Annotated in this window: 11 protein-coding genes; 4 read left to right on the forward strand and 7 right to left on the reverse strand. The window is 46.1% G+C overall.

What is annotated here, in order from left to right; genetic code table 11:
* Positions 1–5: 5 nt before the first annotated feature.
* The 4 genes from ACFQY8_RS03775 to ACFQY8_RS03790 form a co-directional block, all read right to left on the reverse strand.
* Positions 6–1,349 carry a Y-family DNA polymerase gene (locus ACFQY8_RS03775; protein WP_377939188.1) on the reverse strand — a complete coding sequence of 448 codons (1,344 nt, stop codon included), beginning with the start codon at positions 1,347–1,349 and terminating at the stop codon, positions 6–8.
* Between the two features lie 22 nt (positions 1,350–1,371).
* A complete protein-coding gene (locus ACFQY8_RS03780) occupies positions 1,372–1,776 on the reverse strand; it encodes a LexA family protein (RefSeq protein ID WP_377938573.1) in 405 nt (134 codons plus the stop codon).
* Between the two features lie 134 nt (positions 1,777–1,910).
* On the reverse strand, positions 1,911–2,963 hold the full coding sequence (locus tag ACFQY8_RS03785; protein WP_377938574.1) for a sensor histidine kinase: 1,053 nt from the start codon (positions 2,961–2,963) through the stop codon (positions 1,911–1,913).
* Positions 2,964–3,252: 289 nt separating this feature from the next.
* The gene (locus tag ACFQY8_RS03790) at positions 3,253–3,972 is read right to left on the reverse strand and encodes a response regulator transcription factor (protein ID WP_377938575.1); all 720 of its coding nucleotides are present in this window, start codon (positions 3,970–3,972) and stop codon (positions 3,253–3,255) included.
* A gap of 125 nt (positions 3,973–4,097) precedes the next feature.
* Here ACFQY8_RS03790 and ACFQY8_RS03795 point away from each other — a divergent pair, with 125 nt between their 5' ends.
* Positions 4,098–4,697 carry a CarD family transcriptional regulator gene (locus ACFQY8_RS03795; RefSeq protein ID WP_377938576.1) on the forward strand — a complete coding sequence of 200 codons (600 nt, stop codon included), beginning with the start codon at positions 4,098–4,100 and terminating at the stop codon, positions 4,695–4,697.
* A 192-nt stretch (positions 4,698–4,889) separates the two neighbouring features.
* Here ACFQY8_RS03795 and ACFQY8_RS03800 read toward each other — a convergent pair whose 3' ends face one another.
* The 3 genes from ACFQY8_RS03800 to ACFQY8_RS03810 all read right to left on the reverse strand — a co-directional run bounded on the left by ACFQY8_RS03800 (position 4,890) and on the right by ACFQY8_RS03810 (position 7,761).
* Positions 4,890–5,723 (reverse strand): metal ABC transporter permease, encoded by an 834-nt coding sequence (locus tag ACFQY8_RS03800; protein WP_377938577.1) that lies wholly within the window; start codon positions 5,721–5,723, stop codon positions 4,890–4,892.
* Complete coding sequence (locus ACFQY8_RS03805) at positions 5,713–6,654, reverse strand: metal ABC transporter ATP-binding protein (protein WP_377938578.1); 942 nt, start codon at positions 6,652–6,654, stop codon at positions 5,713–5,715. Before ACFQY8_RS03805 ends, ACFQY8_RS03800 begins: the two co-directional genes overlap by 11 nt.
* Positions 6,655–6,780: 126 nt before the next feature.
* Entirely contained in the window at positions 6,781–7,761 is a 981-nt protein-coding gene (locus ACFQY8_RS03810) for a metal ABC transporter solute-binding protein, Zn/Mn family (protein WP_377938579.1), read from the reverse strand.
* Positions 7,762–7,890: 129 nt separating this feature from the next.
* Between ACFQY8_RS03810 and ACFQY8_RS03815 the strand changes: the two genes are divergently transcribed.
* From ACFQY8_RS03815 to ACFQY8_RS03825, 3 genes are all read left to right on the forward strand, one after another.
* A complete protein-coding gene (locus tag ACFQY8_RS03815) occupies positions 7,891–8,775 on the forward strand; it encodes a bifunctional methylenetetrahydrofolate dehydrogenase/methenyltetrahydrofolate cyclohydrolase (RefSeq protein WP_377938580.1) in 885 nt (294 codons plus the stop codon).
* A 184-nt stretch (positions 8,776–8,959) separates the two neighbouring features.
* Positions 8,960–10,444, forward strand: coding sequence for a 30S ribosomal protein S1 (rpsA, locus tag ACFQY8_RS03820; protein ID WP_377938581.1), 1,485 nt, complete (start codon positions 8,960–8,962; stop codon positions 10,442–10,444).
* A gap of 150 nt (positions 10,445–10,594) precedes the next feature.
* Positions 10,595–13,024 carry a hypothetical protein gene (locus ACFQY8_RS03825; RefSeq protein WP_377938582.1) on the forward strand — a complete coding sequence of 810 codons (2,430 nt, stop codon included), beginning with the start codon at positions 10,595–10,597 and terminating at the stop codon, positions 13,022–13,024.
* The last annotated feature ends 1 nt before the right edge of the window (position 13,025 follow it).

The raw sequence follows: 13,025 nt of genomic DNA on the forward strand, positions 1-13,025 counted from the left end.
ATACATCATGCTCTTACTATCGCCATTTCGTTCCAACAGGTCGTCGAGCGAGAGGAAAGATACGAGCGCTTCATACTCCAATGTGCCCCTGTGTCTCCACTTTTTCGTGCAAGCCCACGTATTCCTCCATATCCTATACCTATGTGGTACGCACCGAAACGTTTATGAGCAGCTTCGAGTATGTCGCCTATACCTTTATCGTGCTGAACATTAAAGATGTCGAGTGGAGTATAGCTATCTTCGTCGATGAGACCGTGCAGGATAACGCCGGCACGTGTGTACGGTGCGCCAATAATGATACGATTTTCAATACATTCGCATGCGTGGCGTGTCAGTATAAGAGGGTCATTAGTAGGCTCCTCAAGTGTGTAAGTTCCTCTGATATGAGATGGTGTATCCGAAGAATTATATCGGCTAGTGGAGCAGAAGACGGAGATACCTGTAGCTAAACTTCCCTGGTGTCTTAGTCGAAGTGCAGCTTTTTGAGTGTATACGCTGATACTTTGACGCAGAGTGGCGCTATCGCGGATAGGATGTGAAAACATACGCGAACACATGATTTGTGTTGTCCGTTTTCCATCAAGAGCGTCCTGAGAGGTGCTTGTAGCAATGCAAGGAATGCCTCGTAGCTCAAGTACTGTCTGTTGCATATTTACGTTGAATTGTTTACGGATAAGAACTTCATTCGTATCTCGTAAATCGGCAGCAGTCGTAATCCCCATAGCGATGAGTTTAGGTGCAAGATGCCTCCCTACGCCCCATACGTGAGCAACGTCGATATGTTCAAGAAAATTTTTATCGAAGTCGACTGCTTGGTTCCATGTTGTAATTGTGCGAGTGCCAAAGGTGCGCTTAGCCCAGTGATTGATAATTTTTGTGAGAGTGAGCGTGGGGGCGATACTAATGGAAATAGGCAGTCCGAGTCCTTTCCATACGGCATTTTGCATACGTCCACTTATGCGAACAAGTTCTTCCTCGCACTCGTGAGCCTCGAAGAAACATTCATCTATAGAGTAGACATGTTGATGAGGGAGGAAGGAATTCATGATATGCATCATGCGGGTCGATAAGCTTGCATAGAGCTCGTAGTTTGAGCTACGAGCAATTACGCCATCGTGAGCTGCTTGTTCACGTATCTTGAACCAGGGAATTCCTCGTGGAATTCCCAGATTTTTTGCTTCTAGATTGCGTGCAACGACGCACCCGTCGTTATTTGAGAGGACAACAATAGGTTTATTTGCTAGCGACGGATGGAACACTCTCTCACACGATGCAAAGAAACTATCTGCATCAGCGAGAATGAATTGTCGTTGTGTGTCGGTGCTATAGCAGTGTGAGGTCTTGTTCATCACGGAATAATAATCGCTTGTACTACCTCGCTGGTAACGGCCTTTGAGGATGATAGTTTCCTATGACTACGCCCCACAGCGTTATTGATTCATCAAAGTAAAGCTGGATATCTGGATGCTGTGGATTCTCTGTCTGAAGGATAGGGTGACACTGATTGTCCATGGTAAGACGTCGCACTGTGAGCTCACCATCGAGAGTTGCTATAACGATATCACCTTCTTGCGCGACAAGAGAACGATCAACAATAAGGAGATCTCCGTCAAAAATTCCTGCACCTTGCATAGAAAATCCTGCAACTTTGACAATAAAGGATGTATCTGGATGCGTAATGATATGTGTGTCGAAGGAAAAATCGCCAGAAAAGTAATCTTGTGCTACAGATGGGAATCCTATGCGCACTGTTTCGGAAATCGCCGATATACTCATCTCAACCACCTTTCGAACATCTGTTCGATTAGTATGTCAGATGAGTAAGACGAAAATACGTATAACGACACACCTTGGGAAATAAGTTATCTAAGGCTATATATAGAACATATGTTCGATTCTTAGCTGATGTGTCATTGGGGGAGAACAACCTCAAAGTTTACGCCACGTGAGTCATCAACCACTTGCACTGTGCCACCATGCAAACCTGCGGCCCAGCGTGATATAGACAGACCTAAACCTGTACCACCCGACTGAGTGCCTGGATGGTCATGTTTACCTTTGACATAGCGACGGAAGATGTCGGAGCGATCTTCGGGGGCAATTTGAGAGCCAAAGTTTACGACATTTGTTACGACTGTTCCGTCAATCTCATTCTCCCTAGCTTCGACAATGACAGACGTGTTATCAGCAGAGTGCTTTAAAGCATTAGCGATGATATTAGTAAAGAGTTGCCGTAAGCGATCTTCGTCACCTTCCATCCATATATCAGAGGGGACAGCGAGTGTGATACTGTGATTGTGGCTTGCATCAGCAATTTCCAACGGGGCAATGACATCGTCAAGAAATTCGCGTACATTGAACTTACTAATTTCTAAGCTTGCAGCACCGGCTTCCATACGGCTCAAATCTAGTAAGAATGCAATTAAATCGCTGAGTCGCTGTGTCTGGTTGAGAATGCCCTCAAGGTTGGCAGGAGTGGGCTCAACGATACCGTCAGCCATGTTTTCCACTAATGCTTGCAGAGCGGAGACCGGCGTACGAAGCTCATGACTGACGTTTGCAATCAAATCACGCCGCATCTGGTCAGCATGTTCAAGCTCATCTGCCATGACGTTGAACGATCGAGAGAGTTGCCCGATTTCATCATTGCTGTCGAGCGCCATCGAGACGCGCTTAGTATAGTCGCCTTGTGTAAGTGCTTCTGCTGCATCGCGAATTTCTCGAAGGGGAGCAGTAAGCCCTTGAGCAAAAAAGTATGTAATCCCTAGCGCAACGAGCAGTGTCGCAGGTAAAGCTATCCAGCCGGAGAACCCGATTTTAAGTAATGCCCAAGCAACAACGAAGGCAAAAAATGTCGCTAAAAGTATAAGGACACTCAGCTCGATCTTTAATGACGATATGAGACCGAGAGGACGACTCCAGTTGATAGATCGTTTTATATGAGAGCTTGGAGAATGTGCCATTCTCCGGGACTTTATACGCTGTGGATATGCTTCTGTAGTACCCGTAGAGCGGGTATAAGAAGAAGGGTTGTCAGCATTGGTGTGGGTAGAAGATGATGTGGAAGATAAAGAGGATTTTGAAGAGTGATTATATGAATGAGAAGAGTGTGATATACGTGTCATGATTATTAAAATGCGTGTTGTGAATAATAGACATACGAAAGTGTCACGTGCTTTATCCTAGGGAAGATTAGATACAACAACCGTTAAGATAAGAGAAACGTGACACTAGAAAATTCTAGAGATGAATCTACTCTTGAACCGGTGGCTCAAATGCATAGCCCACACCGTGTACAGTGCGAATCATGTCTGCTCCGAGCTTGTGACGCAGGGCTTTAACATGGGAATCTACTGTACGCGTGCCGGATGCATCGACCCAATCCCACACCTCTTCGAGAAGTTTCTCGCGAGTAAGGACGCTCTTTGGCTTGCGAGCAAGGGTAGAAAGTAAGTCAAATTCTGTAGGAGTAAGGTGAATGACTTCACCTTTTAAGGTCACTATGCGCTGAGCAGGATCAATAACGAGGTCTGCAAACTGGAGAACTTTCTCATTCTCAGAGTTCTTAGCGATAACTTTTGCACGTTCCACTCGACGAAGAAGAGCTTTACACCGTGCGATAAGTTCACGCATGGAGAAAGGCTTAGTCATGTAGTCGTCTGCGCCGGCGCCTAAGCCGATGACCTTATCGGCTTCATCGTCACGAGCAGTAAGCATGAGGATAGGGACTGGACGAGTAGAAACAATGCGCTTAGTCGCCTCGAGCCCATCCATGACCGGAAGCATAATGTCCATAATGATAAGGTCTGGCTTAATCTGAGCAGCCGCCTGAACTGCGCTGGCCCCATCGCCTACAACGCGAGCTACCCACCCCTCAGATGCAAGACGTTGAGCAACTGCAGTGGCAAGCGTAGGTTCATCTTCTACAACGAGAATTGTGTGCTGGACAGGTCGCGATGTAGACGTATTCATAATTCAGCTTTCTTCTTGATTGCCGTATTCGCTATTTATCATAGCGCAATACATGGCATAATGACGTGTCCTCGCCATATGGCAAACTTGATACATTGCATTTTCCTTTGGAGGGCTTATTTTATATGGATTATAAGGTTGGGGACACTGTTGTTTATCCACGCCACGGTGCGGCTCGTATAGACGAGATTTCCGAGCGTGAATTGCGTGGAGTTACGAAAACGTACCTTAAACTTTCCGTTCTTTCTTCTGACGGTCTTGTCATCAATGTTCCGGCAGATACAGTTGAAAAGCTTGGTGTTCGCGATATCGTGGATGCTGTAGCAGTAGCTAAGGTGTTTGAGATTCTTCGTACTCCAATCGTAGAGGAGAAAACGAACTGGTCACGTCGCTATAAGTTGAACCAGGAAAAGATTGCTTCCGGCGATGTCAATAAAGTAGCTGAGGTAGTTCGTGATTTGGCGCAGCGCGATGATAACGATCATGGATTGTCTGCAGGTGAGAAGCGTATGCTTTCACGAGCTCGAACCATCTTAACCTCAGAAATTGCTCTTAGTGAGAAACTTGATGAAGAGGAAGCTCAGCGTCTCCTTGATGTGAATTTGGGTTATGAAGATCCACAGCCAGGAGATGAAAAACATCATGCTATGGCTCCAGAAGAGCCGGCTGACCGTACATTGCAACGTGTCGAAGAAGAGGAAGCTGCAGCTAAAAAGAAGAAATAAAAGCTAACTACTTTGCATTTGGGTAATATTTGTAGTGCTCTTTCGTAATATATGTGTGGCGTTTCCAAAGCTAAATAAGCGAAGGGAACGCCATTATTGTGTGCCATCATTGTGTGCGGTTGTACGGCATTAACCTACATTTACAGCCGCATCGTTAAGCCCTCCTCGGGTCAGCACTAGGAGAGCTTGATGCTACTTCTTGAGAGCTTTAATACTCTTTGCAATAAGCCAAATAACTGTACTTATCGTCACAATAACAAAACTTGGCGGCATAGGGAACATCGTACTTATGATAAGCCCGCCCCAAATAGACACGAGACAGATAATCATCGTCATTACAATTGCGCGAAGAGGCGAACGCGTTACCATTGCAGCAGTATCAGCGGGGGTAATGACAAGTGCAAAGATAAGGAGCGTCCCTACTGTCGGTACGGCGACGGTGATGACGCTTGCCATCATGACCATAAAGACTACGCCTAAAGCTGTAACGGGGAGCCCCTTGGCTCTTGCGACTTCTTCATCAAGTGAACTGAAAAGTAAAGGTCGGAAAATAGCTAAAAGCACGACGCACAGCACAATGTCTACAGTGGTGAAAATGACAAGCTGGTCGGACGTTATCGTGAGAACTGAGCCGAAGAGAATAGACTGCATTTGTTTAGAAGCGCCTGCGGACATATTGGCAAAATACAAGCCTAAACCTGTAGAAAATGCGAGCACCGTTCCTGTAGCGACCTCACGCTCAGATGCCTTCTTGCCCAGAGCTCCGATGATAAGTGCACCTATGACGGAGAAAAGACCCATACCCCACAGAACTGGAATACCAAGGAGTGCGGCTCCTGTGGCTCCTGGTAGACCAATATGTGCAAGAGCGTGTGCAGCGAAAGTAGATTTTCGTGTGATGACGAAATAGCCAACAATACCCGCAGCGATAGAGATAAGGATACCCGCAGTGAAAGCGCGTTGAACAAAATCAGTATGGAGAGTCGTCATCCATTGAGAATTAAAAGTTAACAGTTTAAAAGTCATGATGTCCCTCGCTCTCTTCATTCTGTACTCTATTTGTGTCTGTCAAGCTCACACTACTCGATGAATGAATCGATGATACGCTCGATGGAGTATGCCAATGAGCCGCTTCATCCACACTATGAGTATCATGCTCGATACGTGTAGTAGGCTCGATGAGAGAATTATGAGTCACGAACATGTCACCTTGAGGTGTAGTAATGACCTCAACTTTCGTACCGTAGAGGTGAGTGAGCAAATCAGAGTCGAGGACATTATCCATATCTGCATAATGAGGATGCCCGTCGAGAAGGTACACAGCACCCGTCAGTACGGGGAGAAGCACATTCAAATCATGCGCTACCATCTGAATAGTCATGCCAAACTCTTTGTTAAGCCTCGCTAGTAGCTCGATGACAGAATTTTGACTTGCAACGTCAAGATTTGCGAGAGGCTCATCCAAAATTAGTAGTTCAGGATTGTTTACTAGTGCTTGTGCAATTGCTGCGCGCTGACGCTGCCCGCCAGATAATTCGTTTAATCGCAATTGTGCCTGCTCTGTAAGTTGAACAAATTCAAGGGTATGGCGCACCGCATCGCGCTCGCGGCGGGTCGTCGGAATAAATCCCCATCGATTTGCACTGATACCAAGCATGACAAAGTCAAAGACAGTGATATTACTTTCACCCGCAGATGTGTAGTTCTGAGGGACATATCCAATGCGTGCATTTGCCTTTCCTGCAGGCTTGTCGAGGATACGTACAGTTCCCTGAGAAAGAGGTAAAATGCCTAGTTCTACAGCAAGCATCGTAGTCTTTCCTGTGCCATTCGTGCCAACGATAGCAGTCACAGAACCACGTGGTATGGAAAAATTACCGTGAGACCAAATTACCCGATGAGAGCGTTTGACCGCTGCATCTTTGAATTCAATGATGGGATTTTGTGTGTCAACCATAGTAGAGTTTCTGCGTAACTTTCTTGAGAAGAATTACAAAGCCGTAAATGCTTAAGATTTTAGATACAGTCATATGCAAAAGGTGCCGAGCAACTCACTAACTCAGCACCTTGATAGGCATACTACTTATTGTGCGCTTTCGGCAGTAGAAATTGCTTGTGCAGCATCATCTGTCAAAGCAGTAATCCATTGCGTGAGAGTGGTGTACTTTTCTGGAAGTTGCTCACTGACATCCACGACAGGCACATCAGACTTCCCGGCAATTCCCGTAATCATATTCGTCGCGTCGGATGCTTCCTGAGTGTTATTGACAATGAAAGACATCTTATGCTCTTCAATTGCGGTTTGGAAAGATTGAATATCAGTTGCAGTAGGTTCAGACTCATTGAGACGCGCATTTGCATAGCCTTCGGGAGTAACGTCTTTGAGACCTAGATCAGAGTAGAGGTAGTAGGCTACCGATTCTGTCGCCGCATAGGTTTTACCCTTATGCTTAGTTTTGAAGTCTGTAATCTTTGTGTTAAGTTCATCCTCACTCTTCTGCCATGCGGCAAACTGCTTCTCAAAGTAGTCTTTTGATGCGGGAAGAAGCTCAGAATAAGTCTTCTTCAAAGACTCAGCCACAGCTTTGCGCGCATCCTTAGAAAACCATAAATGAGGGTTATCCGCTTCACTAGCTCCCATGATGCTTGCTGCGTTAACGACGGTAGTATTTTTTACTGAGCGCAATGCCTTTGTTGCCCATGCGTCATAATTTGCGCCATTGACTACAGCGACTTGCGCTGAGGACAGTGTGGAAATGTCTGCAGTATTTGCCTCGAAATCATGCGCCTCAACGTTAGTTCCCGAAATGATGGAAGTGACTTTGACATGCGTGCCACCGATTTGTGCAGCAAGGGATCCCCATTGATTGACAGAAGCAACGACATTAAGTGGATCTTGGACATGCGTAGTTTGCGTTGTCGTATCAGTTTTCTTTGACTCAGCTTGAGTGGACTGTTTATGTGAACCACACGCAGCTAAAGAAAAAAGTGTCGCGCCGACCGCAACCGTTGCGAGTGCACGACGGATAAGAGAACGGGTGTCAAGGTTGTGAAGTATTTTCATCGCTCTTGACTCTTTCTACCTTACATAGATATGTGCGCGATATGAATTTCACGCATGCACGCGACCTGTTCGCGTGTACTATGTCATAGTAGCAGTTAGAAGCGAAGTCTTGAAATTTCAAGGGGAATTATGACAGAACCTTTGCGCATAAGTGGTACAGATTTGGCCCGTTCAATCAAAGAAGATCTGAAGGGACGAGTAGGACAGTTGAAAACTCAAGGCGTGCCGTGCGGCTTGGGCACTATCTTAGTAGGTGAAGATCCTGGTTCTCTTAAATATGTAGAGGGTAAGCATAAGGACTGTGCGGAAGTCGGTATCGAATCTATTCGCATTGATTTACCGCCAAATGCTTCGCAACAGGAAATTATTGACGCGATAGAAGAGCTGAATGCAGATTCTCGATGTACAGGTTTTATCGTTCAACTTCCACTTCCTCAAAATGTGGATACGCTCAAGGTTTTAGAGCATGTAGACCCTAAAAAAGATGCTGATGGAATGCATCCATGGAATCTTGGAAAGCTCGTACTTCATACAGATCATCTGCCGTCGACTCCTTTACCATGCACTCCGCGAGGCGTTATTGAACTCCTTGAATCTGCAGGCATTGATTTTGCTGGGAAAGATGTGTGTGTACTTGGTCGAGGGATTACAATCGGTCGTACTATTAGTCTCATGCTTTCCCTCAAAGGCAAGGATGCGACAGTGACGACATGTCACTCTCAAACTGTGGATGTCGAAGATAAAATCCGTCATGCAGATATTGTTATTGCTGCAATGGGACAGGCGCATTTTGTGAAGCCTGCTATGCTCAAGGATGGTGCGGTTACCGTCGATGTGGGTGTCTCACGAGTATTTGTAGAAGACGAAGGGCGCTGGCGTATTTGTGGTGATGTGGACCCAGCGTGTTATAACAAGGTCAGCGCGTATACGCCTAATCCCGGGGGAGTTGGACCAATGACACGTGCGATGCTTCTTAAAAATGTAGTTGAGATGGCTCAACGCACTTTGTCGTAATGGCATGTCCGCTTATCGGTGTATTTGGGCAGCGTTTAGCGTACAATTGCACGTTGTATAGGTGTGCTGTTAAAAGTGCGTATATACACGTCGCTTGCAAGGGAAAAGACACAATGTTGAATGCTTGCAAGAAACGGACAATTAAAGAACGATTTTATCCGCTATAAGTCAAGAAATTATTTTAATGACAGAGAATAAGAACGAAATCCAGAAGGTCGCTATCAACGATATCGGCACTGAAGAGGATTTCATCAAGGCAGTCGATTCCACCATCAAGAATTTTGACGATGGTGATCTCGTTGAAGGTACCGTTGTAAAGATTGATCACGATGAGGTACTTCTCGACATCGGCTACAAAACTGAAGGTGTAATCCCTTCCCGCGAACTTTCTATTAAGAAAGACGTGGATCCAGACGACGTCGTTGAAGTTGGCGACACCGTCGAGGCACTTGTCATCACTAAGGAAGACAAGGAAGGCCGTCTCATTCTTTCTAAGAAGCGTGCACAGTACGAGCGCGCTTGGGGCGACGTTGAGAAGATCAAGGAAGCTGACGGTGTTGTTGAAGGTACCGTTATTGAAGCTGTTAAGGGTGGCTTGATTGTTGATATCGGTCTGCGCGGCTTCTTGCCAGCATCTCTCGTTGAAATGCGTCGTGTTCGCGACTTGGCTCCATACATTGGCCAGACCATTCAGGCTAAGATTTTGGAGCTCGATAAGAACCGCAACAATGTTGTTCTTTCTCGTCGCCAGTACCTCGAAGAGACCCAGTCTGAAGTTCGTGAGACATTCCTCTCCCAGCTCAAGAAGGGTCAGATTCGCGAAGGTGTTATTAGCTCCATCGTTAACTTCGGTGCATTCGTCGATCTCGGCGGTGTTGATGGTTTGATTCATGTTTCTGAGCTGTCATGGAAGCATATCGATCACCCGTCTGAGGTTGTTAAGGTCGGCGACAAGGTAACCGTTGAGGTACTTGACGTTGATTTCGATCGCGAGCGTATCTCCTTGTCTCTCAAGTCCACTCAGGAAGATCCATGGCAGCGTTTCGCACGCACTCATGTTCCTGGACAGATTGTTAAGGGCAAGGTTACCAAGATTGTTCAGTTCGGTGCATTCATCTCCGTCGATGATGGTATCGAAGGTCTCGTACACATCTCTGAGTTGGCGAATCGTCACGTAGAGAACCCAGAAACTGTTGTTAAGCCTGGCGACGAAGTATTCGTTAAGGTCATTGACGTTGATCTCGATCGTCGTCGTATCTCCTTGTCTCTCAAGCAGGCAACAGATTCTGTTGATCCAGCATCCGAAGACTTCGATCCAGCTCTCTACGGCATGCCAGCAGAGTATGATGAGAGCGGAAACTACAAGTACCCAGAAGGTTTCGATCCTGAGACTAACGAATGGATTGAAGGCTTTGAGAAGCAGCGCGAAGAGTGGGAAGCTCAGTATGCAGCAGCTCATGATTTGTGGGAAGCTCACAAGGTATTTGCAGCAAAGCAGGCTGAACTTGCAGCCGCTTCCGCTGAAGCTGATGGTGTAACTGAAGAAGCAGCACCAACACAGGCTGAAGAAGCTACGACATATAGCTCTGAAGCATCAAATGAGGGTACTCTTGCATCTGATGATCAGCTTGCAGCTTTGCGCGAGCAGTTGCTTAGCGAGAAGAACTAAGCAGTAACGCTATATTGTAAGACTACATAAGTTTTACAATAGATTTGAGGGAGATTTTGTCGCTCTAGTGCGGTAAAGTCTCCCTTGGATTTTTGTAGACGCGGTTGTGAAGTGCATGAAGAAAACCGCGAAAGAGAAAGTAGAAAATATATGGTTAGTGAAAAGGCAGCAACAGCAAAACATGCTGTCTCGTCATCCCATAAAATTACTAGCGCTGCTCTTGCAGGTATTACGTTCGTTGGTGCAGTTACTGGAGTAGCATCCGTTGTGCGTTCTCAATACAGTGGCATCACGTCAGGTGAGCCACAAACGCCGTCTGCGCAGGCTCCTCAGACCACTCAGCCTTCTACATCTTCTCTTTCGACAGTTCTTTCTGCAATGCCTACGCAAGGAGAAAGTGCACCGGTGCATGATGAGCACAATTCTTTAGTGTCTTTACCCCCAGCAGCCCCGCAACCTTCGTCTCCTACGACGTCTTACTCAGCTACTACAGGTAGTATAGACGAGATGGGACGGCAAGAACTTGAAGGTCGTCAGACTTATACTTATATCCAGCAACAGCCTCGTGTGGATTTACCACAAGAAAAGACAGGTCAGCTTCAAACCGACGTCAGCAAAGCACAGCAAGAGCAAGATGCTATTCGGCACTCGGCGGAATATGCACAGAACGCTTTTAAAGAGGCCTGGCAAAATTTAGAAATTCAGCGTGAAGTTTCTAGGCGTGCATATAACGAATGGATAGATGCGCAAAGCGAAGTTCAGCAGGCGACATCTGTATATCAAGAAGCAGTTAAAGCGGTTATGTCTGCAACCGTATGGAGCGCGCGTAATAACCTTAATAGTCTTGAAGTAAATCTCTCTGCAGCAACAAATGATGCTCAGGCAAGTGATAATGCGGTTGCTTTAGCTCAAGCAGATGTTGATGCTAAACGGGCAGAAGTTAATAGTGTTCAATCGTATATCACATCTCTTAAAGACAAAGAGAATCAGTCTCAGAAGAATGTAGAGTCCCTTTCTGAACATGTAGCACAGCTCCAGTCTGAAGTAGACAATGCTACTGATGATGATATACGCAGTCAGAAAGAGGCTGACTTAACATCTGCGCAAGCGGATCAAGAGAATGCTCAGCAAAGCCTTGATGCTGCAAAAAATGAACTTGCACAAGAAAATCAGCATAAGACTGATGTTCAGGAGGCGCTTAACCAGGCGAATACTGTACTCGCGACTGCTCAGAAAGATAAAGCTGATGCAGAACAGAAAGTTCAAAAACTTCAGCAGCAAGTTGATACTGCTCGAATCCAGCTCGACAGTGCTTATAAAAATGTGCAATTTAACGGTACGACCGTTACAGCCGATGCAAACGTTGCTGACTTTTTTGCGGCAAACGGGTGGAATGAAGCGGCTCATATCGTTAATGTACAGTCTCACGAGATATGGCAGCATGAGCACCCTGACTGGACTGTCGATAAGGCTGATGTTACTTCTGCAGCGTCCTTAGACAACTATGCTCGGGCAGTAGATGCTGTGGTCACAGCGAATGGCGAACGTCAGAAGTCTGGTCTCGCTCCGCTTAAGATTGATGCTGACTATTCTGCAGTGGCAATAGACCGTACTGCAGCACTTGACCATCAGATGGCTTCGCATAACAGAAAAATTGATACTCGCTATCCAGCCACTGAAATATACAGTTATGGCGCCGAGCCTTTGCGCGCGCTAACGGACACAGCTGCTTCTCAATATCGTGGAGCATCACGTGCAATTGGTGTTGGATATTCGCAGCATGCACCTCAATGGGCTCACTGGGCAAATGGCGGTATAGTAGACTCTCTCTATCTTGATCAGGATCGATATACCTCAATTGATGCAACGGATATGCAGTCTCGCATACATAATTTTCAGTCTGCACGCGATGCTGCAGGGGTACTTGCACAAGTGCGCTCGACATTTGAAGAACTTAATGAACAGTATGCAGTAGCCCAAGCGGACGAAGCGAAAGCAAATATTGCGTACGCTGAAGCACAGCGTAACTTCATCGAAAAGCAGAACGTATATAATGCTTCGCTTAAACGTGCTCATGACTTATCTACTCAGGTAGCATCTTGCGAAGTTCAACTCAAGGCTGCTCAGGAGAAGCGTAGTCAAGCACAAACTGCACTTGAAACGTTGGAACAGAATGTCAATGCTCGTAAAGAGTCACTTGATAATGCACGTAGAGCTTTAGAAACAGCCCAAACTGATACACAGTACTATGAGCTTCAACTCCATAGGGCGCAGGAGTTCTTATCAAGGTTGACGAAAAAGCTCGATGAAGCATCAGCACTGAAGGATAGGATTACCAACGCGCAAGTTAATTTGCGTATAGCGAATGATCGTTATGAACTTTCGCAGATAGCGCTCAAGAAAGCAATTGATGATGAGGCAGCCGCTGAGAGACTTTATGAGGCAGCTAAAGCAGTAATGGATGCTAGCCAGAACGACTTTCTCATAGCAAAGCAGCATACGGATGAGCTTCAAGTACAACTCATAGGGGCACGTGCTGACATGGCGCATCAAGTAATTGATGCTGATATCGTGTACTAAA

The sequence above is a fragment of the Alloscardovia venturai genome, from assembly GCF_042676605.1.
Taxonomy (GTDB): Bacteria; Actinomycetota; Actinomycetes; order Actinomycetales; family Bifidobacteriaceae; genus Alloscardovia; species Alloscardovia venturai.